The sequence below is a fragment of the Mycobacterium sp. GA-0227b genome (assembly GCF_001499855.1).
Lineage (GTDB): Bacteria > Actinomycetota > Actinomycetes > Mycobacteriales > Mycobacteriaceae > Mycobacterium.
Window position 1 is genome coordinate 134,064 of sequence record NZ_LQIK01000029.1, and the last position, 24,144, is coordinate 158,207.

The window sequence follows — 24,144 nt, forward strand, 5'->3', positions numbered from 1 at the left end:
AGCAGAGTATTAAATCGGAATCGGCCGCGAGTGTTCCCCCGCCGATTATTGACCGCGATGTGGCGAAAATGTGGCCGGACCGACGGCGGGCAGCGTCATCGGTGCTGGCCAGGACCTCTTCCACGGACGACGGCCGACGCTTGTTCGTCAAGCTCTGTCAAGGCCCCACTGCCCGAAGTCGGGCGCAAGGACCTCGTTCTCGTCCACGTGTGTGTCGCCGACGGGAACACCCGGCTCGGACGGGCCGATCACCACAGCTTGGTAGAGCACCGCCCTGGACTCCCGCTGACCACCAGACCACGCCTTCGTCTGCCAGGCCCACCAGTGGCCCTCGGAGGTCGAGCGCCCGATCACCTCGTCTTCGATCGCCCACGAACACGCCCGCGAGTGCCCGTAGAGGCCGGTGCGATGTGCGCCGAGCACCGAATTGATCCCTCTGTACCACTCGACCGCCACACTGTCCCAGGTGTCGCGGTCGATATCCTCATCGACGCTGAAGAAGATCGGCGCCGAATCCGGACCTCCGGCGGCACCGTGCAGACGGAGCGCTGTCTGGGCGTCCGCCACGCCGCCCTCGTACCCGCGGGTGTAGTCCGACGGGGTCGGCCAACCCGGCTTGCCGTACTGATAGCAGCTGACGACGTGAAGTCCCTCCGCACGCAGCGAATCGGCATATTCGCGGGTGACGGGTTTGAAGTCGAAGTCCGCACCCGGCCGCAGTTCGGACACGTAAACGAGGGCGCCGTCGAAGCCGGCCGCCTTGAGCTGATCTGCCGGGGCCAACCGCGTCGCAAAATCGGCCAGCCTGAGGGATTCGGCCGACGCCTCCGGCGTACGAATGGCCGCCCCCGCGGTCCCGAGAACCAACAGAGCAGGCGCGGAGACGGCGTACCTGAGGACTTCGCGACGTGAACGAGACGGCCCTCCGCCGCGACCAGGTGTCGCCGGGGAGTCGTGCACGGCGCGATGGTAACAACACGGTGGCTGCCCGGGATGCCGGTTGGCGGATTCCCACCCGGGCACGAAACACCGGGCGGCGCGGTTCGGATTCGGTTCTGAAGCGGTTGCCTTCGCCCTATGCTGATGGCAATCACGAGGCTGGTAGCGATGTCGTGGCACGCACGTTCGACCGACAAGGTGGTCATGTCAGCAGACCGACTCGCCCGGTTCGGTCGGTCATCTGTGCGGAGGGCCATTGTGGTGGCAGCCGTCCTGCTCACCGCCGCAGCGCCTTCCGCGTGCGGCCGGTCGGAGCCACCGGCCGCAACCGATAACCACTCCACGACGGTCATCAGTCCACGACCGTCGCCGACGCCGGCTGCGGTTCCCACGCCGGACTTCTCGGCAGTTTCGGTCCTGATGCACAACGCGGTCGCCGCCCACAGGATGCCGGGCGCCGTGGTGGCGGTGGGGCATGGCGGCAGGCTCGTCTTGCACCAGGCGTACGGCTCGCGCAAGCTTGCCGGTGAACCGGGGCTGGACGGAGCGCCCGCACCTGCCGAGCCGATGACCGAGGACACGATTTTCGACCTCGCGTCTTTGACCAAATGCCTTGCAACGGCGACTGCCGTCATGCAGCTGTACGAACAAGGCAAGGTTGGGTTCGATGAGCCCGTCCAGACGTATCTGCCCGGCTTCAACGAGGCGAACGACCCTCAGCGCGCGCGGGTCACGGTTCGCATGCTGCTCACGCACACGTCGGGCATCGCGGGCGATATCGATTTGAGAGACCCGTGGGGGCTCGACGGAGCCGACAAGTCAGAAGGTCTTCGTCGTGCGCTCACCACACCGCTGCAGTCGATGCCCGGCGAGGTGTTTCGCTACTCCGATATCAACTTCATTCTCCTCGGCGCGCTGATCGAACAGGTCACCGGTGAGGCGGAAGACGTCTACGTTCACCGCAATGTGTTTGTGCCGCTTGGCATGAGCGACACTCGCTACCTTCCCCCCGCCAAAGCATGTGGCCCGCACGAGATCAGAGGAGCTGCGATTGCATGGGCCCCCGCGGCCGAACCCCGCATACCAGCCGCTTGTCCCGCGGGCACCTGGAGCACCGGCCTTCTGCCGCGTATCGCACCGACAGCACTGGATGAGGAGAGCAGAGCCGACCCGAGCAAAAATCCAGATATCAATCGCCTGCTACGCGGCACCGTCCACGATCCGACGGCGCGCCGCATGGGCGGAGTGGCCGGGCATGCCGGTGTGTTCTCGACGGCGCGGGATCTGAGCATCTACGCACAGGCTCTGCTCGACCGGTTGGCGGGCCGCCCAAGCAAGTTTCCGCTGAAGCAGGCGACCCTGAAGTTGATGACCACTCCCGAGCAGCCGGGGCATGCATCTCAGCAACTCGAAGCGGCGAACGACGCCGCTCGAAGAGCCGTTCTCGAGGCATCGAACTCGAATTCAGCGGTGCCTGAGCCGTATCCGGCGATCATGGGCCAAGATTTGCGCGGCTTCGGCTGGGACATCGACACCGGTCATTCCAGGCCGCGGGGCTTGGTCTTTCCCGTCGGTAGCTTCGGTCACACGGGATTCACCGGAACCTCTATCTGGATGGACCCGGGATCGAACACCTACGTCATCCTTCTCACGAACGCCATCCATATTCGCGGCAGTCGACCGGTTTCGGACCTGCAAGGCCAACTCGCCACGGTAGCCGCGCAAACCCTCGGCCTTTACGGCAGCACACCACCGGCTACGCCTTCGCCGCCTGCCCCCAGGCCACGCTGAAAGACGGAGTGTCGGATGTTGCACGCAGAACGTGAATTCGCGGCGTATGGGCCGTCGCATCTGGTCGTGCTCGCGGTGTTCGCCATAGGCGCTGCGCTTCTGGTCTGGATTGGACGCCGGCAGAGCGAAGCCCAGGCCCGGGTGTTCGGCCGAATCTTCGCGCTCCTGATCCTGGCGGCCTTCTTGGTGGCGTTGGTCTACAAACTGATCCGGCCAGATGTCCAGACCTCGGTGCCGATCCAGCTGTGTGACATCGCGGAATTGACGGCCGCCTACGCGCTTTGGTCGCAACGGCATTGGGCGTTCGCGCTCACGTACTACTGGTGCCTGGTGCTGAGCTCGCAGGCGTTGATCACACCTGACGTGGGCACACCGGAAGAGGGTGCGCCGGATTTTCCCCACCACCTGTTCGTCACGTTCTTCGTGCTTCACGTCTTCGCCGTGTGGGCGGCCATCTACCTCACCTGGGGCAGAGGCATGCGTCCACGTTGGCGCAGTTACCGTTTCGTGGTCGTCGTCACGCTGGTATGGGCAGCTTCGACGTTCGTCTTCAACGCGATCGTCGGGACCAATTACGGCTACCTGAACAGAAAACCACCGACCGCGTCCTTGTTGGACGTCTTAGGTCCGTGGCCGGTGTATCTGCTGGTCGAAGTAGCGATCGTCCTTATCGTGTGGGCATTGATGACCTGGCCGTGGGAGCGGATGCGAAAGAATGCCGCCGAGAGAGCAAGCGTGGCTTGAGTCATGCAGCGGCCCCCGGGCCCACGCAAGGCCGCCTTCAACAGATTGCCGATCCTGACCCGCCTGCGCAGTGTCACGCCCGCCACGAATCCACAAAGCGCGCCCAGGAGAAAGACGTTCCGCGTGCGTCGCTTGTTACGGCGCACCGCAGCCGATGCGGTGAACCCACAGAGCGCGGCGACGATGGCGACCGCCAGCAGCAGGGCCGTTGAATGTGGCGGTCCGAACGAACCCATGAACAACCTTCCGGGCCGTCGTCTGATCGAGCCGCTGGCCCGATCAAATCACCTTCATCGCCGGCTGGGGATGGGCGTTGGCTGTTCGTGACCAAAGCGAGTGAGAAGTGTTAGCGGCGCAGTCGCGCTATGTGATCGTCACACCGCCGTCGACAACGATGGTTTGACCGGTGACATAGCCACTGGCGTCAGAGGCGAGCCAAACCACCGTCGCCGACAGTTCATGCGGCTCACCGACCCGGTTGAACACCACGCGGCTGGACACTGTGCGTTCCAGGTATCCCGGCGCATATTCGTCGGTCATCTCGGATTTGAAGAAGCCTGGGGCCAGGGCGTTGACACGGATGCCTTTTCGTCCGCCCCACTGCTGGGCGAGGTCGCGGGTGAGCCCGAGAACCGCGGCCTTGCTTGCGCTGTAGGCCGCCTGTGGCAGCCCGGCGGTGGTAAGACCCAAGACACTCGAGACGTTGATGATCGAACTGCCCGGCGCCATCACCCGCCCGCATGCTTGAGCGGCCCAATACGAGCCGTTCAGGTTGACGTCGATGACAGTGCGGAACTCTTCGGCAGTCTCCTTGACAGCGGGTACCGCGGTGCCGACGCCGGCGTTGTTGACCAGGACGTCGACACGACCGAACTCCTGCATCGCCGCATCGACGAGCGCGGCGCACTGGTCGGGATCCGCCACGTCGGTCTGGACGCTGAGCGAACGCCGACCGGCTGCGCGGACGAGTTCAGCTGTCGCATCAAGCTTTTCGATGCGCCGGGCGGCCAGCACCACATCGGCGCCGGCTTGGGCGCACGCCTCGGCGAACGAGACGCCGAGGCCGGACGATGCGCCGGTGATGACGACGACTTTGTCGTCGAGTCGGAAGTGGTCCAGAATCGTCATCTCCGACGGTCTCCTGATCTGTCGTGGTCGGCTCCGATCGGACAACCGTAGTGCGTCAGGATGGTGGCGTTGGCAGGGCGGTAGGGCAGCCCCAGTGGAGAGGGTGCCGGTGCCGATGCCGACCAGACGTGAATTGTCTCGAAATCCGTTGATAAGCGGACACTTTGCGTCTCCTCACGCGAAGGGGACGCGGCGATGGCTGCGTCCCCTTCGGTTCGGTCGCGGTCAGGGTTGCTTGGCGTAGCGAAGTAGAAAGGCGGCGGCCACAACCCCTGCGGCGGTGCCGAACACGACCCACAGCAGGAGCGGGACGATCAACGAAACCGGCGACCACCCGACGCTGGAGAACGTCGCGGCCGTGTAGAACAGCCAGAAGACCCGGTAGAAGGACCAGAGCGCGGTCAGGCCTGCGGAGATACCGATGACAAGGCTGTACGTGCGGTCGATTCGGTTGATCTGTTCCTGGAGGCGGGCGGGCACGATGTTCATTGCTGATCCTTCTCGTCATCACGGCGCCCGGGTGGCGTCGTCGTGACAGAAGTACATCCAGCGGAAGTGGCTACCGATCCCAAAGTTCTCCGGCGGTCGCCTTGGTCAGAATCTCGCGACCGCGCCGGCGTCGACGGGCAGCGCCGCCCCGGTGATGTACTGCGCTTCATCGGAAGCCAGGAACAGCACGGCGTTGCTCACGGCGCTCGCCTCGATCACCGGCTTCGGCAGCAGATGGAAGTGACCGATCACCTGCGTGGCGTCCTCCATCGTCGGATCGGTGAGGTCCGGTCGCACCGTGCGACGGAAGTGGTCGTTGTCGATCATCGGCGTCAGAATGTTGCCGGGATGAATCGAGTTGACCCTGATCCATTGTGGCGCAAGCTCATTGGCGAGGGAGTTCATCAAACCGACCACGGCGTGTTTCGCGGATGCGTAATGGGCCATGTAGCCGCCGCCGCGCAAGCCCAACATCGAGCTGACCAAGATGATCGATCCACCGCCGTTGGTCATGTGCCGTAAGGCCGCCGCCACGGTGTGCCAGACGCCGGTCACGTTGATGTCGAGCATCGTCTGCCATGCGGACTCTTCGATCATCGCGGCAGGGGCCGGACTGGCACTGATGCCGGCATTGGCCACCACGATGTCGAGCGGGCCGATTTCACTGACTCCGCGGTCGACGGCCGAGCGGAGGCTTGCCAGATCGCGTACGTCGGCTTTGGCGGTCACGATGCGCCGTCCCGACTTCTCGACCAGTGCCGCGGTTTCGTCCAGGTCCGCCTCGGAGGGCCCGGGGTATCCGGCAGCGTCGATGTCCTCGCATACGTCGACCGCGACGATGTCGGCGCCTTCCTCGGCGAGCCGGATCGCATGTTCGCGGCCCTGACCACGCGCCGCGCCGGTGATGAAGGCGACCTTGCCGGCGACTCTGCCGACCTTCTCGTCTGCCATGCGGGCCTTTCACGTTATGCGGGGTAGACGCGAGCCCTGGACGACCCGGCGCGCAGAACGCTACACCGCGGTCGAGCTGCTCACCTTGTTCAATTCGGCTCGCGCATGCCGCTCCACGAACAGCGGGACGAAGTCGCGGATGCGGCTGCCCTCGAAGCGCGCGTGCTGTTCGTGGACGAGCCGCGACACCGCATCGACGGGAACGCCGGGATAGGTCCCAGTGAGCCGGTCGGCGATCTGCTCCAGGATCTGCTGTTCACTCAACTCGATCACTCTGTGATCGTGCGCTTAGCAGGGCTAATCGGTCAAGCCGCGGCCACATGATTCCCATCACGACGAGGACGGCAAGATTGTCGCTCGTCCACGCCGTCGGCTACACGTCCTCCAAGGCCTCGCCGATCTCCTGCGCGACGCGGCTGTGTTCGTTCTGCAGAAGCACGTGGCCCGCGGCCAACGCCAAAGCGACTGGCCACTCGATGATTTCCACTGCCGCGAGCGCTCCCAGTGCCCCGTAGAACGCGAGCTGTTCGGGTCGCGGGATGCGAACCCGACCGACGATCGGCAAATCCACCGAGAACGTCTGAGCGTGACGGACCCGCTCGACGGCGTCGCGGTGGGTCGCGGCGTTTCGTGAGGATTCGGCCATTCGTTAACCTCCCGTCATGGCGTGTTCGACGTCTGGACGCTCGATGTGCGGACCGTCGGAGGCGTGTCCACAACCGGTGTGAAAACCTCCTCGGACCCGTTGACCGTCGTCTCCGGCTTGTTCGCGATCCCGCTTCGTGAACTGTATGCCGTGCTGTGGCGCGTCGGCGTCGTCGAGATCGAGGACTGAACGCGGCGCAGCACCCAGGGTGCACATCCGGCCGCAGCGGTCGCCACGCCCGCCGTGCCGAGCGCTTGCGTCCAACCCAGCGGGCCCAGCGGTGTGCATCCGAGGACCTGGCTGACGCCCGGCGTACTGATGAGGGCGCCGAGCGTGGCCAACGACCCGACCGCGGTCGCCACCACGAGCGGACTGTGCGAATCGATGAGCGTCTGGCCCAACTGCGTCGTCACCAATGCCACCAATGCCACGGTCGAGGCCCGACGCGGCGCCACGATGAAGCCGCCCATCAGCCATGCCGACGTGGCGGCCGCCGCCGTCGTCGTGCCCCGGATCGCCACCGTGCGCCAGATGGCGGCGTGGTTTGGACCGTGACCGTTCTCGCCGTTGGGCCTCGCCGGGCTCACGGCCAGGGCCGCCGCGGGCAGCGCGTCGGTCATCATGTTCACCAGCAGCAACTGGCGGGTGTTGAGCGGGGACCTTCCGGTCAGCGCCGACCCGACGATAGAAAACGCGACCTCGCCGGCGTTGCCCCCCAACAACACGGACACCGCGGCCTGCACGCGCCGCCACAGCTGACGTCCCTCGTCGAGCGCATCGAGCAGCGAGCCGATGCGCCCGTCGAGCAGCATCACGTCTGCGGCGGTGCGCGCCGGATCGCTGCCCCTCGAGGCCACTCCGATCCCGACGGTGGCTGCCCGGATCGCCGCCGCGTCGTTCGCGCCGTCGCCGACCATCGCGCACACCTGGCCGATGCGTTCCAGCGTCTGCACGACCTGCACCTTGTGCTCGGGCGTCATGCGCGCGAACACCAAGCCGTCGCGCACCGCCCGCTCCTGGCCCCGTCGGGAGAGCGCTTCCCAGTCCCCGCCGCTGATGACCTGGTCGGCCGTCACCGGCATCCCCAGTTCGGCGGCGATGGCCGTCGCCGTGACCGGATGGTCGCCGGTGATGAGCCTGACCCCGACATCCTGCTTCTGCAACGCGGCCAACAACGACGCCGACTCTGCACGAGGGGTATCCGACAGGCCCAGCAGCCCGACGAACTGTAAACCCTTGTCGCAGAGATCGATCAGTGCCTCATCGCTTCGCCGGGCCCTTTGTGCCTGTTGCTTTGTCAATGAGCGACGAGCCACGGCGATGACGCGCAGACCCGACCCCGCCATCTGATGCACCGTCCGCTTGGCCTTCGGGTCGAGACCGGTGCACGCGGCCAGGACGACCTCCGGGGCGCCCTTGATGGACAGCTCGCTGTCGATGAGCGACGCGGAGAAGGGCCGGCCCGACCGGAACGGCAGATAGGTCGCGTCCGGATCCGGTCGGTACTGGTCGCCGGCCGCTTCGACGACGGCCGCGTCGGTGGCGTGTTCATGACGATGGCCGTTTTTCGCCGGAGTGGCGTGCGCCGCGCAATCGAGCACTTGCTCGCGCGTGACGCCGTCGGCGTGGTGTACCTGCGTGACCCGCAGCCGGTTCTCGCTGAGCGTTCCCGTCTTGTCGAAACAGACGACATCGATGCGGCCCAGCGCCTCCACGGAACGTGGTGTCCGAACAAGCACGCCGGCCCTGGTGAGCCGGCGTGCAGCCGTCTGCTGCGCCAACGTGGCCACCAGCGGCATGCCCTCCGGCACTGCAGCCACCGCGACGGCCACGCCGCTCGCAACCGCTCGGCGAAGAGGCACCATGCGCAGCAGTCCGAGCCCGCTGACGAGCGCTCCGCCCGCGAGGCTCAACGGCAGCGCGCGATCGGTCAGGTCACGCAGTTGCGCCTGCAGGCCGACCGCCGACTTCTCGGCCGACTGAACATGCACCGCCCGGCTTGCTTGCGTTTGGTCGCCGACCGCGGTGACGAGCGCCACCGCCGTTCCCGCGACCACCGTCGTGCTGCCATGCAGCATGCAGCTGCGTTCGGCCAGCGTGGCGCCCGGTGTGGCGGCGGCCCGTTTCGGCACCGGAAGCGACTCACCGGTCAGCGACGACTCGTCGAGCTCGGCATCGGTCGCCTCGACGATCCGCGCGTCTGCGGGCACCACCTCCCCGGGTCTGACCTCGATCAGATCGCCCGGTCGCAATTGCGCCGCATCGATGGTCTCGTAGCCGTCGTCGGTGACGAGCCGGGCCGGCGGTACCTGCACGGCCAGCAGGCGGCTCAACAGCCGTTCGGCCCGAACCTGTTGCGAGGCAGCAAGAAGCGAGTTGCCCGCCAACACCGAGCCCACCAAGATCGCGTCAACCGGTGATCCCAGTAGCGCGCTAGCCGCGGATCCGACGGCGAGTATCGGTGTCAACGGGTCCGACAACTCCTGGCGCAGCGAAACCGTCAAGTCCCTGGCAAGCCGAAGCGGCGGCCCGGCCACCAGGGGAATCACGTTGGCCGACGTGCTGGCGGCAGATGCCACTCGCGACTTACGTTGAGCCGCTTCGCGCTTCGGCTGCGGCAGCGTGTCCCGCACCTCATCGGGGGACATCGCATGCCACTCGTACACGGTGGCGGGGGTCGGGGTCTGATCGTTGAGGGCGCCCCGCGCGAGCAGGAGACCGGTGGTCAGGCCGGCGGCGGCGCCTGCTGTCACCGGTCCGGGTCCGCGGCCCCGCACGCCGGGGATCATGAGCAGGGCGCCCAACATGGAGGCGCTGGTCGCGAGTTCCACGCCTCGCTTACTCGCCCGGCGCGCGGCGGGCAGGGCATGCATGACCCGCCACACGGCGTCGAGGTCGGGGGCGAGCAGATCGGCGTGCCACGGGGGCGGACCGTCGTCGGGGATCAACCCGACCGCCACGTCTGCGGCCGAAAGCGCCTGCGGCGCATGCGTAGCGATGACAGCGACGGTGCGTCCCTCACCCTGTAGCGCGATGACGGCGCCCAGCAGCGCGGCGTCGACGGGACCGTCGAGCGGATACAGCTCGTCGAAAGATGGTCGTAGGTCGTCGAGTTCGTCGCTCTGCACCGAGATCAGTTCGGCGCCTGCTCGACGAACTTCGCCGAGCACACTCGCGGCCAATGGGTGATGCACGTGCCGAACCAGCACCTCGGCCGTCGCGGCACCATTGGCGCTGCCGTTGTTGCGCAAAGGTGCGCGTTGCCAACCGACGCCCAAGTCGCCCCGCTCCAGGCTCTCGCGAGCCCACTGCCACGCCGCGGCCCGGTCGCGATCGGAGATGCCGCGCAGCCGACCGATTCGCAGTTCGCCGGTCAGCAGGATTTGAGGATCGAGGACGACGGCGTCGACGCGGTCGAGGCGCCGAATCGCTTGCGGATCGAGCGCGATGATGTTGTGGTTGTCCGCCAGTCCGCGGCCAAGGGCGGAGGCGAACCCTTCGCGGGCGTTACGCGCGGCTTTGGGTGTGGAGACCACCGCTGCGGTAGCGGCGGTGTTGAGGTTGCGGCTGAAGAGGCCCACGGCGGCCGCGGCCAGTCCCTGCGCCATGCCGGTGCGGTCAGCGTGGCGCTCGACGGGGCCGGGCGGCGCGGGACGGGGGCGCTGGGGACGCGCACCGGCATCGGGATCATCCGCATAGGGTGCGATCGCCGGTTCCTGACGTTCCCAGGCGCGGGAGCCGGCCAGCGCCTCCCCAACCTGGTAGAGGTGCCGGACCGTCTCGACGGCCAACGAGGTCGGTGCCTCTGTCACGGTGTACACCGTCGCGGCGGCGAGCGCGATGGCGGTGTCGGCCGCGCTGCGGCCGAGTCGTTGTTCGACGACTTCCCGCAGGCGCGGCTGATAGTCCACGAGCGTGACCGCGGCCACGAGACCGGCGGGCAACGCCGGCCACATCAACGCCCGGCCGGCAACCGCGGTACACAGACCAACGCCATTCGCGGTGGCCGCGATGACCTTGCCGGCCAACACGATGCCGTCGGCGGGCAGCTCGGTGGGCAGGTCGGCGTCGGCCCCGACCCCGCGCTCGACCTCGGCGACCAATCCGCACAGCCGCTCCATCGCCGGCCCATCGTCGGAGACGGTGACGACCACCCGGGACAGGGCATGGTTCAAGCCGACGGTGCGCACCCCGTCCTCGGCGCGGATGGCATTGAGCACTGCTTTACCGAGCGCCTTGCCGTTGTCACCGTCCAGGCCGCGAAGTTCGATCCAGCATCGGTCGCCGTTGCGCCAACACCGCCGGCTCGGCCGGCCTCCGGCGAGCTCTTTGACGGCGGCTCCGAGTGCAGTCAGCGCTTCGGGCGACGGCAGCGCGCCGGCAAGGTTACGCGCGGATCCGGCCGCCAACCCGATCGGCGCGGTGACGACTGTCGTGGCGCTTTCGACCAACCTTCCGAGAAGACTCACTTCTTGGTCGTGCGACGCGCCGCCGTCGCCTTCTTTGTCGGGCGCGACCGACGGGTGTTCGACTTGGTGGCCCTGCGGGTGCTCGTCTTCGAAGCAGCCGAGGTTTTACGCGGGCCACCTGACGAGGACGGAACTGAGCGCAGCACCGGTTCGGCGTCGCCGGAATCGCCGGCGCGTTGCGAAAGCTGATGCAGCACAAGTGCGGTTCCGCCGACCGTCAGCAGTACCGGCCACTCGACCAGTCCGACGGCGCCGATGGCCCCGATCGTGAGTGCCGCCGCTGCAGAAGACCGGCTGCCGTTGTCGAGGCCCGTTCGGACCCCGGACGCCGCGCCCTGCAGCGCGCCGACTGCACCGCTGATGGCGGCACCGCCGATCGCTCCCGCCGCCGCAGTCGTCACATCAGCCGTCTTGGTCACTGCTCGGGTGGCCGCGGAAACGATGTTCATCGGAACTCCTCGCGCTCGTTAACCCTTAGTCAATTACCCGTAAGTAGGCGTTATACACCGCTTGGGTGAACACAGAAGAGCGTGAAAAGGCCGGGCCTATGGCTCAGGCGTCGGCGCGCGAGGCGTCGGTGTCCAAGGTGCGTCAGCTGTGACGGGCGAGGAAGTCGACGACCGCGTCGGCGAACAGGTCGTTGCGGTCGCCGGCGACCATATGCCCGGCCCCGCCGACGTCGACGAACTCGACCGCGGGGAAGCGGGCGAGGAACTCGTCGGCGCGCTCCTGGGTGACGAGATCGCTCATCTGGCCTCGCACCAGGAGCATCGGAATGCCGTTGCGCAGAATTGTTTCGACCGCGGTGTGCATCCTGTCGACCTCGGTCACCTCGATCGGGGGCAGCGCCGCGGTGCCGTCGATGAACTTCGGGTCCCAATGCCAATACCAGCGACCGTCGCGCTCGCGCAGGTTGGTGCGAAGCCCGTCGAGATCGGTTGGTCGGGGTCGGTGCGGGTTGTACTGCTGGATCATGTCGGCGACCTCATCAAGCGACGCGAACCCCGAGGTCATCCGTTCGGCCATGAAATCGTGGATGCGCGACGCGCCGGACTCGTTCATGTCCGGCACGATGTCGACGAGCACGATCGCCCGCACGGCGCCCGGTACGAGTTCGCCGGCGAGCAGCATCGCAGTGAATCCACCGAGCGAAGCACCGACGATGACGGGCCGATCGGGCAGCCGTCGGAGCACTTCGAGGACGTCCTCGGCGAAAGTGGTGACGCGGTAGTCGCCGTCGGCCGACCAGTCCGACTCGCCGTGCCCGCGGAAGTCGACAGTGACTGCCTGCCAACCGCGTTCGGCCACCGCGGCCGCCGCCCGGCCCCAGGATCGTCTCGTCTGACCGCCGCCGTGCAGGAAGACGGCCGCCGGCGCATCGGGGTCGCCGAGACGGTCGGCGACGATCGTCACCCCGTCGGCGCCGACGACGCGCAACACGTCGGGAGACGGCTTCACAGCGCAGCACCCGCGATGACAGTCCGGGTGATGGTCTCGGCTCGGCTCCGACGGAACGAGCGGCCCTCGCTGAGGATCCCGTAGACGATGCCGCCGACGATGGCGTCGGCCGCCGCTTGCGAGGTGGCGGGATCAAGGCCGTCGGCCGCCAGCCGCGCATTGACGCTCTCGTGCAAGGGTGCGCTGAAACCGACTTGCATACGCGCCTTGATGTCCTCGTGCTCCATGGCCGCCACGGTGAGGATTCGCAGCATGGCGTTCCCCCGTTCGGTGGTGAGTGTCGCCGCCAGTCGGCCGGACCACCGAGTGAGGTCGGCGATGAGATCGTCGGTACGGTCAACGGGCCGCAGGATCTTGTCGGCGTCTTCGAGCAGGACATCGGCGACCAGCGCCGGTCGGCTGGGCCACCAGCGGTAGATCGTCTGTTTCCCGACGCCCGCGCGCGCGGCGACGGCCTCGATGCTCAAACCGTCGAATCCGCGCTCGAGCAGGATCTCCTTCGTGGCGGTGACGATCGCCAGCCGCGACTTCTCGTTGCGACGGCGGGGAGCGCTCACAGGGGTGGTCATTGCCTACTCCGCATCTGACGGCTTTACAGATGGTGACAGCAACACCTAGTCTTGGCAAGACGAGACGGTCCGTCTCGCTACTTTCGGATAGAGCGAGAAGTGGATGAAGAAGCTCGTGATCGGTGCCAGCGGATTCCTGGGCTCGCACGTCACCAAGCAGTTGGTCGCGCGCGGGGACGACGTGCGCGTGTTGATCCGAGCGACCAGTTCGACGCGGGGTATCGACGAGCTCCCGGTCGAGATTCGCCACGGCGACATCTTCGACCTCGAGAGCGTGCGTGAGGCGATGCGTGGCTGCGACGTCGTGTACTACTGCGTGGTCGACGCCCGCCCCTGGCTGCTCGATCCGACACCGCTGTGGCGCACCAACGTCGATGGACTACGCGGCGTGCTCGATGTCGCCGTCGAGGCCGACCTGGAGCGCTTCGTGTTCACCAGTTCGATCGGCACGATCGGGCGGTCGAAGGACGGGCTCGCCGATGAGGCCACCGCGCACAACTGGCTCGACATCGGCGGGGACTACATTCGCAGCCGGGTGCAGGCCGAGCGAATGGTGCTGCGCTACAGCGCCGAGAACGGGCTGCCGGCCGTCGCGATGTGCGTGGCGAACACCTTCGGTCCCGGTGACTGGGTACCGACGCCGCATGGCGCGCTGCTGTCCGCGGCCGTGCACGGCAAGATGCCGTTCTACATCGACGGTTACGAGGCCGAGGTGGTCGGCATCGAGGACGCCGCCCGTGCCCTTGTACTGGCGGGGGAGAGAGGCCGCGTCGGCGAGCGGTACATCGTCTCCGAACGCTGGATGAGCACCCGCGAGGTGCACGAAATCGGCTGTACGGCAGTGGGTGTGACGCCGCCTCGGCGGCGGGTACCGATCCCGGTCATGGCCGCGGCCAGCTACCCGAACAGCTGGATTGCCAAGCTCCGCGGACATGACACCAAGCTGACCCCACTGAACATCCGGTTGATGCACATCATGACCCCGCTGAATCATGCAAAGGCGGTCCACGAACTCGGCTGGAACCCGTCGCCCACCTCTGATGCGATCGTCGCCGCGGCCCGCTTCTTCGTCGAAACGCGTCGCACGAGCAGGGCGGCCCGATGACCCTGGCGCTCACCCCCGAACAACGCGAGCTCAGCGCCTCGGTCGGCCAGTTCGCCGCGCGCCGGGCTCCGATAGCCGCCACGCGCGAGGCTTTCGATCTGCTGGCGCAAGGCCACCTTCCGCCGTGGTGGGAGGAATTCTGTGCCAGCGGTTTTCACGCCGTGCACCTACCGGAGCGCTACGGAGGTCAGGGCGGCGAGCTGATCGACGCGGCCTGTGTGCTCGAGGCGGCGGGCAAGGCGTCGTTGCCCGGCCCGCTGTTGCCCACGGTGACGACGGGCGCGGTCGTATCGCTCGCCGAACAGTCGCCGTCGGCCGAAGCGCTTCTGAGGTGTCTGGCCGGGGGCGTAGCGGCTGTGGTGGTGCTGCCACGGGACTCGCAGTTCACCGCCGGCCGCGACGGCGACCGGTGGCTGATCTCCGGCGGCTCGGGCTTGGCGTCCGGAATATGCTCTGCTGCGACCGCTTTGGTGTGTGCTGTCACCGAGGACGGGGACACGATCTGGGCCGCCGTCGATACAGCGCACCCGGCCGTCGTGGTCGAATCCGTCGCTGGTACCGACCTGTTGACCGACCTCGGCATGATGCGCCTCGCCGAATATCCGGTCGAGCGCGCCGAAGTTCTGCACGGCATCGACGCCGGGCGGGCCGAATACCTCGCCACCGCGCTGACCGCGAGCATGGCCGCGGGAATTGCACAGTGGTGCGTGGAAGCCGCGACCGCACACCTGCGCACCCGCGAGCAGTTCGGCAAGCTCATCGGAACGTTCCAGGCGCTCCAGCACAACGCGGCGATGCTGTTGGTCAACAGCGAGTTGGCCAGCGCCGCAACGTGGGACGCCGTTCGGGCGGCAGGCGAACCGCTCGACCAGCATCGGATGGCCGCGGCCGGCGCAGCACTGATGGCGGTTGCGCCGTGCCCGGACCTCGCGCTCGACACGCTGACCATGTTCGGCGCGATCGGTTTCACGTGGGAGCATGACCTGCATCTGTACTGGCGGCGTGCCACCAGCCTGGCCGCGTCGATCGGACCGAGAAGCCGCTGGGCCCGGCGACTCGGCGAGGTGACCACGACGCAGCAGCGCGACTTCTCGGTCGACCTGGGCGATGCCGAATCGCAGTTCCGGGCCAGTGTTGCCGCGGCGCTGGACGCGGCCGCCGCCTTGCGCAATGACAGCCCGGGACGCCAGGGCGACTACGAGCACTTCGCCGCCGGGCCGCAACGGACGGCGATCGCCGAGGCGGGGCTGATCGCTCCGCACTGGCCGCCGCCGTGGGGCATCGACGCCAGCCCGCTTCAGCAACTGATCATCGACGAGGAATTCGGCAAGCGCCCCGCCATGGTGCGTCCGTCCCTGAGCATCGCCGAGTGGATCCTGCCGTCACTGATCAAGGCCGGGTCAAAAGCTCTGCAGGAGCGGCTCATTCCCGCAACCCAGCGGGGAGAACTCGCATGGTGCCAGCTGTTCAGCGAGCCCGGAGCGGGTTCGGACCTCGCCGCGCTGTCGACGCGGGCGACCAAGGTCGACGGCGGCTGGCGTGTCAACGGACACAAGATCTGGACGTCGTCGGCACATCGGGCGGACTTCGGAGCGCTGTTGGCCCGAACAGATCCCGCCGCCGCCAAGCACCGCGGAATCGGCTACTTCATCGTGGACATGCGGTCGGAGGGTATCGAGGTCCAGCCGATCAAACAGGCCAGCGGCGAGCAGGAGTTCAACGAAGTCTTTCTCGACGACGTGTTCGTGCCCGACGAGATGCTGCTCGGCGAACCCACCGGGGGATGGGCGCTGGCCATCGCCACGATGGCCGAGGAGCGCTCGGCCATCAGTGGCTACGTCCAGTACGACCGGGCGGCACCCCTGCGTCGGCTCGCCGCAGAAGAGGAGCACGACGACGTTGTGCGTGAACTCGGCGAGCTGGACGCCTACGCCAACGCGATCAAGGCGCTGGGCGTGCGGGAAACCATACGGTTGCTCGAAGGGCAGGGCTCCGGGCCGGCCTCCAGTATCGCCAAGGTCGCGATGAACGTACTTCTGCGCCGGACATTTGCGGCCACGCTGGGGTCGACGGGCCGGCTCGCGATGGCCATCGACTCCGACGTTGTGCAGCCTTATCTACGCGTGCCCGCGGAGTTGATCGGCGGAGGCACCAAGGAAATCCAGCTGAACATCATCGCTCAGATGATTCTCGGTCTTCCGCGCAAGTAACCAATCGAAGGACAGCACATGGGATTACGCGGCGAAGCAGCGATCGTCGGATACGTCGAACTATCGCCGGAGCGGATGAACCAGGCCGCGGCAAGCGGTAGACCCGCGCCGTTCACCCTCGAGCAGTGGGCCGAACTCGGTGCCGCGGCACTGGCCGACGCCGGCCTGTCGGGTGAACTCGTCAACGGCATCGTCACCTCGCACCTGGCCGAGTCAGAGATCTTCGTGCCTTCGACCATCGCCGAATACCTCGGGGTGGGAGCCAACTTCGCCGAGCTCGTGGACCTCGGCGGGGCCAGCGCCGCAGCCATGGTGTGGCGGGCGGCCGCTGCCGTCGAACTCGGCATTTGTGACGTGGTGCTGTGTGCGCTGCCTGCCCGCTACATCACGCCGACGTCGGACAAGAAGCCGAAACCGTTGGTGGACGCCGTGTTCTTCGGGTCGTCGAGCAATCAGTACGGTTCCCCACAGGCCGAATTCGAGATCCCGTACGGCAATCTGGGACAGAACGGTCCATACGGCCAGGTCGCCACCCGCTACGGCGCGGTGTACGGCTACGACGAGCGGGCGATGGCCAAGATCGTGGTGGACCAGCGGGTCAATGCCAACCACACCGACGGAGCGATCTGGAAGGACAAGCCGCTCACCGTCGATGACGTGCTCGCCAGCCCGGTGATCGCCGACCCGCTGCACATGCTCGAGATCGTCATGCCATGCGTCGGCGGCGCCGCGGTGGTGATCGCCAACGCCGACGTCGCCAAGCGGGCCTGCAACCGGCCGGTGTGGGTCAAGGGCTTCGGCGAGCACGTGCCGTTCAAGACCCCGACGTACGCCGCTGATCTGCTGCATACGCCGATCGTCGAAGCCGCTGAAACCGCCTTCGCGATGACCGGACTCACCCGCGACGACATGGACATGGTGTCGATCTACGACTGCTACACGATCACGGTGCTGCTGTCGCTGGAGGATGCCGGCTTCTGTGACAAGGGCAAGGGCATGCAGTTCGTCGCCGACCACGACCTGACGTTCCGCGGCGATTTCCCGCTCAACACCGCCGGCGGCCAACTCGGCTTCGGCCAGGCGGGATTGGCGGGTGGCATGCACCATGTCTGCGACGCCACCCGGCAGATCATGGGCCGAGCCGCCGCCGCGCAAGTCGCCGACTGCAACCGCGCGTTCGTGACGGGCAACGGCGGAATCCTGTCCGAACAGACCGCGCTGATCCTCGAAGGAGATTGATAGCCATGACCACCTTCGAAAGACCGATGCCGGTCAAAACGCCGACGACTGCGCCGTTTTGGGACGCGCTGAGGCGGCATCACATCGTGATCCAGTACTCGCCGTCAGCGGATGCCTACGTCTTCTATCCACGGGTGCGGGCGCCGCGCACGCTCGCCGATGACCTCGAGTGGCGCGAGATCTCCGGCACGGGCACGCTCTACACCTACACGGTGGCGCGCCGCCCGGTCGGGCCGCATTTCGCCGACGCGGTACCGCAACTGCTCGCGATCGTCGAATGGGATGAAGGACCACGCTTTTCGACCGAGCTTGTCAACGTCGACCCCGCGGACCTGAAGATCGGCATGCGGGTACGGCCGGTGTTCTGCGACTACCCGGAACACGACGTCACGATGCTGCGCTACGAGCCTGCCGAGCCGCCGCGCTGATGCGTTCAGAGGAGAGCTGCGCCAAGTGTGCGGCAGCTCCTACGGTCGAGATTGCACCGAGGGTCGTGGGGTGGTCATCGCAGCCCTGAGTGCAATCTCGTCGATAGCATTGCCAGGTAATACGACTAGTTCGTCCGTCGCAGCGGCGCCAGCAGCGCATCCAACGCGTAGGCGAACACGGCGTCGTAGTCGGTCGGCGACTGCAGTGCCTCGACCAACGCCCGGTCGGGCCATTCGTCGGTCCACAGCGACGGATCCTCTTCGTCGTGCTTCTCCCCGCGCACGGCTGAGAACTGCATCACCGCAGACGATATGACGTGCACCTCCACCGATCGCAGCACCAGCGCGGCGTCGGTTCCCGTGACGCCCAGCTCGGCGAGCTGCGTCGCCAACGCCTGCTGAACCGGCAGGAACAATCGCGGCGTCTTGTCGCGCTCGTGTGCGATTGCAAGCAGGTGTTGCCGGTCGATGAGCACGCGCCGCTGAGCGTGCGCAAGCGAGGCGATGCGATCGACGGCGGTGTCGCCCTCGGCCGGGAGATGCGCCATCTCGTCGACCAGCCGGTCCACCAGGCTGTCGAACAGCTTGTCCCGTCCTCCGACATGCCAGTAGATCGACGTCACCGCCACGCCGAGCGCGTCGGCCAAGCCACGCATCGAGAAGGCCTGCACGCCGTCCGTTTCGAGCATCCGCGCCGCCGTGTCGAGGACCACCGCCGCGCTGATCGCTTCCTTACCGGTCGGGCGGGTCAACGGGTTCACCCCCGGTCATCCGGTCGGACTGCGGCAGGTCGAGGTAGCGCTCCAGGTTGCGGTGCATGTTGATCACCCGACGCTCCTCGCTGGACAGTGTCAGGTGGGTGAAGCCGGGCTGGTGCAGACCCCGCTGCAGTCCGGCCAGCACCGAGATGTCCTGGGTGAGAACGAGGCCCGGGTGCGCCTCGGCCGCGGTCATGCGCACGTCGACGGGTTTGGCGCGTGAGGCGCCCGGCGGCATCCGCATCCACAACAGCATGACCAGCTCGCCGTGGTCGGGGTCGGGTCCGGGATGCGACGTCATCACGGTCAGATGGTCGGCGTTCATCAGCAGCGTCATGTTCGGGAACACGTTGTACTGGTGCAGCCGCATCAGCTGGTCGGTGTCGGCCCAGCTGAGATCGACGCCGCGTGAGGCGGCGAACGCGCGGGTTCGTGCGGCGATGACATCGGCCACCGACGCGCCGGGTTCGTGCTCATCGGGCAGCGGGGTGCCCTCTTCGACGCCCATCAGCGCACCCTGGGTACTGACGTAGGCGTCCCACACGTCGCTGTCGGTCAGTCGCTCGTTGAGCTGCGGGCTCGGGACGCCGTAGAGCTGTTCCGATTTGCCGGTGTGCCCCCAAATCGTCTGCGGCGCAAACACATCGTCCATGCACCGGTGCAATTCCGGATGAAGGGTCTGAATGTGGTAGGTCTCGCTGTATCCGTCGGCGATCGTCTTCCAGTTCGCGTCGACCTCGACCGTCATGGTGGCGTAGCAACGAAAGTCGCCGAGCCCGCACCACTCGACGTCACGCGGTATCGCTTCCAGATAGTCGAGCAGCGGCATCGCATCGACGTCGAGGTTGACGAAGACCAGCCGCTCCCAGGTGTCGACAGCGGCGCGCACCAGCGGGAAGTCAGCCATGCGCAGCGCGCCGAAGCCTTTGCGGTTCGGCACCCGCCGCAGCGCACCGTCGAGATCCCAGGTCCATCCGTGGTATCGGCACCGCAGTTCGCGCAAGCCCGCACCGGAGCCCGAGCACACTGAGTTGCCACGGTGGCGACACACGTTCTGGAAGGCGCGCAACGTTCCGTCGTCGCCGCGCACGACGAGCACCGAGTAGCGCCCGCACCGGTATTCGAAGTAGTCGCCGGGCTCGGCCACATGGTCGACGGTGCAGGCAACCTGCCAGACCCGCGGCCACATCCGTTCGGCCTCGAGTTGAGCGAACGCCGGCGAGTAGTACCGCTCCGCGGGCACGAGGGTCGGCCGCGCCGGCGGCGTGCCGATCGCATCCTCGCGCCGGACGCTCTGCGTGTGCGTCACGAAATGTTCCCTCCAAGTCGGCGCCACCGCTCTGTAACGGTGTTACAGTGCGAATCCTAACGGCCCGCACCCGCATTCGGAGGAGCAATCGTGTACGACCTCAAGATCACCGGAGGAACCGTCGTCGACGGTACGGGCGAGCCGCGGTTCGACGCCGACGTTGCCGTCAAGGACGGCAAGATCGTCGAGCTCCGTCGCCGCGGCCCGGGCGATCCGCCGCTGAACGGCCCGGCCGCCGAGACCATCGACGCGACCGGGAAGATCGTCGCGCCCGGCTTCGTCGACATCCATACGCACTACGACGGTCAGGTCAGTTGGGACAGCGCGCTCGAGCCCTCCAGCGGACACGGAGTGACCACCGTCGTCACCGGCAACTGCGGTGTCGGGTTCGCCCCGGTGCGGCCGGGCAAGGAAGAGTGGCTGATCGGCTTGATGGAGGGTGTCGAGGACATTCCCGGCACCGCGCTCACCGAGGGCATCTCGTGGGGATGGGAGAGCTATCCCGAATACCTCGACGTCGTCGGAAAGCAGGAATTCGCGATCGACGTCGGTAGTCAGATCGCCCACGGCGCGGTTCGGGCGTATGCAATGGGCGAGCGCGGTGCCCGCAACGAGCCCGCCACACCCGACGACATCGCGGCCATGGCTCGCCTGGTGCAGGAAGGCATCGAGGCGGGCGCGCTGGGGTTCTCGACGTCGCGGACCCTGGGCCACCGCGCCATCGACGGCGAGCCGGTGCCGGGAACCTTCGCCGCCGAGGACGAGCTGTTCGGACTCGGTCGCGCCATGGCCGCAGGCGGGCGGGCGGTCTTCGAGTTGGCGCCGCAAGGCGTCGCGGGTGAGGACATCATCGCGCCGAAGAAGGAATTGGAGTGGATGAAGCGCCTCGCCGCGGAGATCGACCGACCAATCTCGTTCGGGATGATCCAGGTCGACGCGGCGCCCGATCTGTGGCGCGAGCAATTGGACATCTCGGCCGAAGCGCATGCGGCGGGCAGCCAGCTGTACCCGCAGATCGCGGCGCGCCCATTCGGGATGCTGTTCGGCTTCCCGGGACATCACGCGTTCACCCACCGGCCGACCTTCCGCCGGCTGAAGGCCGAACACAGCCGGGAGGAGTTGGCGCAGCGCCTAGCCGATCCGGCGGTCAAGTCCGCGATTCTGGCCGAAGAGGACTTGCCACCCGACCCGAATGTGTTGTTCGACAACATGTTCGCGCTCGTGCAGTACTCGCTCGGGCGTATCTATGCGCTGGGCGACCCGCCTGACTACGAGCCGACCGTCGAACGCACCGTCGAGAAGATCGCCAGTGACCGTGGGGAAGACCCGTTGTCGACGCTCTATGACCTGATGCTCGAGGACAACGCGACGGCCATGCTGATGCTGCCGTTCTACAACTACTTCTACGGTAACCACGACGCCATCCGGGAGATGTTGCTGCATCCGGCCGGCGTGGTCGGATTGTCCGACGGCGGCGCGCACTGCGGCATGATCTGCGACGCGTCGTACCCGACATTCCTGCTTACACACTGGGCGCGCGATCGTAACCGCGGCGAAAAGTTGCCGCTGGAGTACTTGGTGCGCAAGCAATCCCACGACACCGCCCAACTGTTCGGGCTCACCGACCGTGGCGTCATTCAAACCGGCAAGAAGGCCGACATCAACGTCATCGACATGGCGGCGCTGACCTTGCATCCGGCAAAAATGGCGTACGACCTGCCAGCCGGCGGCCAGCGCCTCGTCCAGGGCGCCAGCGGCTACAGCGCGACGATCGTCAGTGGCGTGGTGACTCGTCGCGACAGCGTGGACACCGGCGCGCGGCCCGGTCGGTTGGTGCGCGGCGCCCGCTGAGCAGGTCCGCGTGGCGCCTATGCCTCGGCAGACGCGAAAAGTGATGCAGCTGTATTGATCCCGATTCACCCATGTACGAGCGACGGCCCCCTCGTTGCCGAGGGGGCCGCCACTTTCCTACTTACTTAGCTGCTGCTGTCCGAGCCGCCGCCCGAGCCGGAGCCGCCGCCCGAGCCGGAGCCACTACCCGTGCCCGAGCCGGAGCCCGCGCTGCCGGAGTTGGAGCCGCTACCTGTGCCCGAGCCGGAGCCCGTGCTGCTGTTCGAACCGGTGCCGTTGTTCGAGCCGGTGTTGCTACCCGAGTTCGAGCCGGTGTTGCTGCCCGAGTTGGAGTTGCTGTTCGAGCCCGTTCCGGTGCTGTTGTTCGAGCCCGTGCCGTTGCCCTCGCCCCTGCTCGTGCTGATGCCCGACGTGTTGCTGCCGGTGCCGGTGTTGCTGTTTGAGCCGGTGCTGGTATCGCTGCCCGTGCCCTCGCCCTCGCCCGTGCCCGTGCCCGTGCCGGTTCCTTCGCCTTCGCCCGTGCCGGTGCCTTCGCCGGAACCTTCGCCGGTGCTTTCGCCTTCGCCGGTGGCCTCGCCTTCGCCCGTGCCGGTGCTTTCGCCTTCGCCGGTGCCGGTTCCTTCGCCGGTGCTGTCATTGGAACCTTCGCCGGTGACGTCGTTGCCGACGTTGATCGCAAAGGCGTCACCACCGCCGAAGCTGAACTCGGACGGGCCGCCTTGTACGCCGAAGGTCGACTCAGTCGGAGCAGGGGGCTTGATTGCCTCGGCAATCTGGTTGGGCAGCGTGACCGCAAGGTAGGAGATAAGACCACGGTCGAGCAGACCCTGCCACTCTGAGGGAGAGGTGGCCGGCGTGAATCCATTGACAAGCGCGTTGATCGCCAGTACCGGCAGGTTCACCAGGTTGGCGGCGGCGTCCTCAAAATTCCCCGCTTCCAACGCGGCCCGCGTTGCGTCAAGCAGCTCCGCCGATTGGAGGATCCCGCCGAGCACTGGTTCGAAAATGGCCTTGGTGAGCCCGAACTCGGACACGACGTTGAGCAGATCGTCCAGTTTCTCCGTGCCTGGGAGGGCATCCACGAACTGCCCGGGGATGGAGAAGATCGGAATCAGCGGGCGTATCCCGCCCAATACCCTGAGCACGAACCAGCCGTTGATCTCGGAGAACGCCTCAACGAACTGGCCCTGCGACAGGTAGGTGAGTGACTCGGTCACCACGCCCGGGAACTGCTCAGCCGCCGTCGCCAGTCCGTTGACGGTGTCCGAGAGGGCCTTACTGATCACCGGCCCGAAGTTCGAGTTGAAATTGACGAACTGTTCCAGCAGAGGACGCGGGTTCAGGGTGTTCTGAATCAAGACGTTCGCGACTTCGTGGAAGATATAGCCAGTGCTCAGCGCCTCCACCAGATTGGCCGTCGCCTCGGTGGAGCCCTCGCCCAGGGTCTCCAGGCTTGCGAACGTGTTGGCGATGGTCTGCTGCCACACGAGGAGCGGATTGGTGGCCGCCGTGAGCTGGACCGCCGCCTGCGCGACGCGCTCCTGGATGTCCTGAATATTGGGCATCGGTGGGGCTACGGGGCTGACCGCGATCACGCCGGCACTTGCCATCGCGACGCCAGCAACCAACAACTTCGAGCTGCGACGAGTCGACGGTGAGTAACTAGGCGAGAGATCGTAAACCGGCGAGTCGGCATGAACTGCGAGTTGCACGTTGTCTCCTGTTGTGCCTGGGAATTTGCCAGATGGCTGCTGAAGATTAGCTGAGGCTATCCTTAGGCGCAAGTGGTTCGCTGAACTAATCAGGATGTGACTTGCGGGCCGATCCAGCGATGGCGCGGAGGCCTAGACGCAGTGATATCGCTGCTGAAGCACGGTAATTGCCAAGTCACGCAGCGACCGAGCGATAATTTACACCAGAGTCACCCGTCGTAGGTAGCTACGTCCTCGCGCGCGCAGGTGACCTTCGCCACGTCCGGGCCCACGATCTGCTGCCGAGTGTGTCATCGAGTTGCTGCGGCGACGCTCGACATCTCGGCGGTAGGTTACCGACCCAGGAAA

Annotated in this window: 20 protein-coding genes and 1 pseudogene; 8 read left to right on the plus strand and 13 right to left on the minus strand. The window is 66.7% G+C overall.

Translation table 11 applies throughout. The annotated features are described in order from the left end of the window. Positions 1–147: 147 nt before the first annotated feature. Positions 148–960 carry a DUF1906 domain-containing protein gene (locus AU185_RS16475; protein WP_059101013.1) on the minus strand — a complete coding sequence of 271 codons (813 nt, stop codon included), beginning with the start codon at positions 958–960 and terminating at the stop codon, positions 148–150. 183 nt (positions 961–1,143) lie between these two features. Here AU185_RS16475 and AU185_RS16480 point away from each other — a divergent pair, with 183 nt between their 5' ends. Further along, complete coding sequence (locus tag AU185_RS16480) at positions 1,144–2,730, plus strand: serine hydrolase domain-containing protein (RefSeq protein ID WP_059101151.1); 1,587 nt, start codon at positions 1,144–1,146, stop codon at positions 2,728–2,730. Between the two features lie 15 nt (positions 2,731–2,745). Then, positions 2,746–3,474, plus strand: a complete 729-nt coding sequence (locus AU185_RS16485) for a YwaF family protein (protein WP_059101012.1) — start codon at positions 2,746–2,748, stop codon at positions 3,472–3,474. A gap of 363 nt (positions 3,475–3,837) precedes the next feature. On the opposite strand, the gene AU185_RS16490 is transcribed toward AU185_RS16485, so the two are convergent. From AU185_RS16490 to AU185_RS16510, 5 genes are all read right to left on the minus strand, one after another. After that, entirely contained in the window at positions 3,838–4,602 is a 765-nt protein-coding gene (locus AU185_RS16490; RefSeq protein ID WP_059101011.1) for an SDR family NAD(P)-dependent oxidoreductase, read from the minus strand. Between the two features lie 225 nt (positions 4,603–4,827). Continuing rightward, positions 4,828–5,091, minus strand: a complete 264-nt coding sequence (locus AU185_RS16495) for a hypothetical protein (protein WP_059101010.1) — start codon at positions 5,089–5,091, stop codon at positions 4,828–4,830. 105 nt (positions 5,092–5,196) lie between these two features. Continuing rightward, positions 5,197–6,042 carry a mycofactocin-coupled SDR family oxidoreductase gene (locus AU185_RS16500; protein WP_059101009.1) on the minus strand — a complete coding sequence of 282 codons (846 nt, stop codon included), beginning with the start codon at positions 6,040–6,042 and terminating at the stop codon, positions 5,197–5,199. Positions 6,043–6,102: 60 nt separating this feature from the next. Further along, positions 6,103–6,315, minus strand: coding sequence for a three-helix bundle dimerization domain-containing protein (locus tag AU185_RS16505; protein ID WP_059101008.1), 213 nt, complete (start codon positions 6,313–6,315; stop codon positions 6,103–6,105). A gap of 100 nt (positions 6,316–6,415) precedes the next feature. After that, positions 6,416–6,688 carry a hypothetical protein gene (locus tag AU185_RS16510; RefSeq protein WP_059101007.1) on the minus strand — a complete coding sequence of 91 codons (273 nt, stop codon included), beginning with the start codon at positions 6,686–6,688 and terminating at the stop codon, positions 6,416–6,418. A gap of 78 nt (positions 6,689–6,766) precedes the next feature. Here AU185_RS16510 and AU185_RS25675 point away from each other — a divergent pair, with 78 nt between their 5' ends. Further along, positions 6,767–6,877: an Rv1535 domain-containing protein gene (locus AU185_RS25675; RefSeq protein WP_286132106.1), complete on the plus strand. Its 111-nt coding sequence runs from the start codon at positions 6,767–6,769 to the stop codon at positions 6,875–6,877. Between the two features lie 92 nt (positions 6,878–6,969). On the opposite strand, the pseudogene AU185_RS25835 reads toward AU185_RS25675, so the two are convergent. From AU185_RS25835 to AU185_RS16530, 4 genes and pseudogenes are all read right to left on the minus strand, one after another. Continuing rightward, positions 6,970–10,809 (minus strand): annotated as a pseudogene (locus tag AU185_RS25835) (cation-translocating P-type ATPase); the annotation flags it as partial. A 344-nt stretch (positions 10,810–11,153) separates the two neighbouring features. After that, positions 11,154–11,606: a hypothetical protein gene (locus AU185_RS16520; RefSeq protein ID WP_059101005.1), complete on the minus strand. Its 453-nt coding sequence runs from the start codon at positions 11,604–11,606 to the stop codon at positions 11,154–11,156. A 142-nt stretch (positions 11,607–11,748) separates the two neighbouring features. Beyond that, the gene (locus tag AU185_RS16525) at positions 11,749–12,615 is read right to left on the minus strand and encodes an alpha/beta fold hydrolase (protein WP_082683933.1); all 867 of its coding nucleotides are present in this window, start codon (positions 12,613–12,615) and stop codon (positions 11,749–11,751) included. Then, positions 12,612–13,184, minus strand: a complete 573-nt coding sequence (locus AU185_RS16530) for a TetR/AcrR family transcriptional regulator (protein ID WP_059101004.1) — start codon at positions 13,182–13,184, stop codon at positions 12,612–12,614. Before AU185_RS16530 ends, AU185_RS16525 begins: the two co-directional genes overlap by 4 nt. Positions 13,185–13,287: 103 nt before the next feature. Between AU185_RS16530 and AU185_RS16535 the strand changes: the two genes are divergently transcribed. The 4 genes from AU185_RS16535 to AU185_RS16550 are packed head-to-tail and all read left to right on the plus strand — an operon-like array spanning position 13,288 to position 18,166. After that, complete coding sequence (locus AU185_RS16535; protein WP_059101003.1) at positions 13,288–14,289, plus strand: NAD-dependent epimerase/dehydratase family protein; 1,002 nt, start codon at positions 13,288–13,290, stop codon at positions 14,287–14,289. Further along, positions 14,286–16,499 carry an acyl-CoA dehydrogenase family protein gene (locus tag AU185_RS16540; protein ID WP_059101002.1) on the plus strand — a complete coding sequence of 738 codons (2,214 nt, stop codon included), beginning with the start codon at positions 14,286–14,288 and terminating at the stop codon, positions 16,497–16,499. The genes AU185_RS16535 and AU185_RS16540 overlap by 4 nt, the downstream gene beginning before the upstream one ends. 18 nt (positions 16,500–16,517) lie before the next feature. Then, positions 16,518–17,738, plus strand: a complete 1,221-nt coding sequence (locus tag AU185_RS16545) for a thiolase family protein (protein WP_059101001.1) — start codon at positions 16,518–16,520, stop codon at positions 17,736–17,738. A 5-nt stretch (positions 17,739–17,743) separates the two neighbouring features. After that, the gene (locus AU185_RS16550) at positions 17,744–18,166 is read left to right on the plus strand and encodes a Zn-ribbon domain-containing OB-fold protein (protein ID WP_059101000.1); all 423 of its coding nucleotides are present in this window, start codon (positions 17,744–17,746) and stop codon (positions 18,164–18,166) included. 125 nt (positions 18,167–18,291) lie between these two features. Here the strand turns inward: AU185_RS16550 and AU185_RS16555 are convergent, their stop codons facing one another. Both AU185_RS16555 and AU185_RS16560 read right to left on the minus strand, forming a co-directional pair. Continuing rightward, complete coding sequence (locus AU185_RS16555) at positions 18,292–18,927, minus strand: TetR/AcrR family transcriptional regulator (RefSeq protein ID WP_059100999.1); 636 nt, start codon at positions 18,925–18,927, stop codon at positions 18,292–18,294. Continuing rightward, entirely contained in the window at positions 18,899–20,233 is a 1,335-nt protein-coding gene (locus AU185_RS16560) for an aromatic ring-hydroxylating oxygenase subunit alpha (RefSeq protein WP_059100998.1), read from the minus strand. Before AU185_RS16560 ends, AU185_RS16555 begins: the two co-directional genes overlap by 29 nt. A gap of 90 nt (positions 20,234–20,323) precedes the next feature. On the opposite strand from AU185_RS16560, the gene AU185_RS16565 reads away from it, so the two are divergent. Next, positions 20,324–22,084 carry an N-acyl-D-amino-acid deacylase family protein gene (locus AU185_RS16565; RefSeq protein ID WP_059100997.1) on the plus strand — a complete coding sequence of 587 codons (1,761 nt, stop codon included), beginning with the start codon at positions 20,324–20,326 and terminating at the stop codon, positions 22,082–22,084. Positions 22,085–22,209: 125 nt separating this feature from the next. On the opposite strand, the gene AU185_RS25195 is transcribed toward AU185_RS16565, so the two are convergent. Then, positions 22,210–23,796, minus strand: coding sequence for a hypothetical protein (locus AU185_RS25195; RefSeq protein WP_156425552.1), 1,587 nt, complete (start codon positions 23,794–23,796; stop codon positions 22,210–22,212). Positions 23,797–24,144: the final 348 nt, after the last annotated feature.

Bases quoted from the DNA above. Each gene is read 5' to 3' on its own strand.
- AU185_RS16530 (WP_059101004.1), bottom strand. From the start codon at position 13,184: ATGACCACCCCTGTGAGCGCTCCCCGCCGTCGCAACGAGAAGTCGCGG.
- AU185_RS16490 (WP_059101011.1), bottom strand. From the start codon at position 4,602: ATGACGATTCTGGACCACTTCCGACTCGACGACAAAGTCGTCGTCATC.
- AU185_RS16535 (WP_059101003.1), top strand. From the start codon at position 13,288: ATGAAGAAGCTCGTGATCGGTGCCAGCGGATTCCTGGGCTCGCACGTC.
- AU185_RS16545 (WP_059101001.1), top strand. From the start codon at position 16,518: ATGGGATTACGCGGCGAAGCAGCGATCGTCGGATACGTCGAACTATCG.
- AU185_RS16485 (WP_059101012.1), top strand. From the start codon at position 2,746: ATGTTGCACGCAGAACGTGAATTCGCGGCGTATGGGCCGTCGCATCTG.
- AU185_RS16520 (WP_059101005.1), bottom strand. From the start codon at position 11,606: ATGAACATCGTTTCCGCGGCCACCCGAGCAGTGACCAAGACGGCTGAT.
- AU185_RS16500 (WP_059101009.1), bottom strand. From the start codon at position 6,042: ATGGCAGACGAGAAGGTCGGCAGAGTCGCCGGCAAGGTCGCCTTCATC.
- AU185_RS16550 (WP_059101000.1), top strand. From the start codon at position 17,744: ATGACCACCTTCGAAAGACCGATGCCGGTCAAAACGCCGACGACTGCG.
- AU185_RS16480 (WP_059101151.1), top strand. From the start codon at position 1,144: ATGTCAGCAGACCGACTCGCCCGGTTCGGTCGGTCATCTGTGCGGAGG.
- AU185_RS16510 (WP_059101007.1), bottom strand. From the start codon at position 6,688: ATGGCCGAATCCTCACGAAACGCCGCGACCCACCGCGACGCCGTCGAG.
- AU185_RS16495 (WP_059101010.1), bottom strand. From the start codon at position 5,091: ATGAACATCGTGCCCGCCCGCCTCCAGGAACAGATCAACCGAATCGAC.
- AU185_RS16540 (WP_059101002.1), top strand. From the start codon at position 14,286: ATGACCCTGGCGCTCACCCCCGAACAACGCGAGCTCAGCGCCTCGGTC.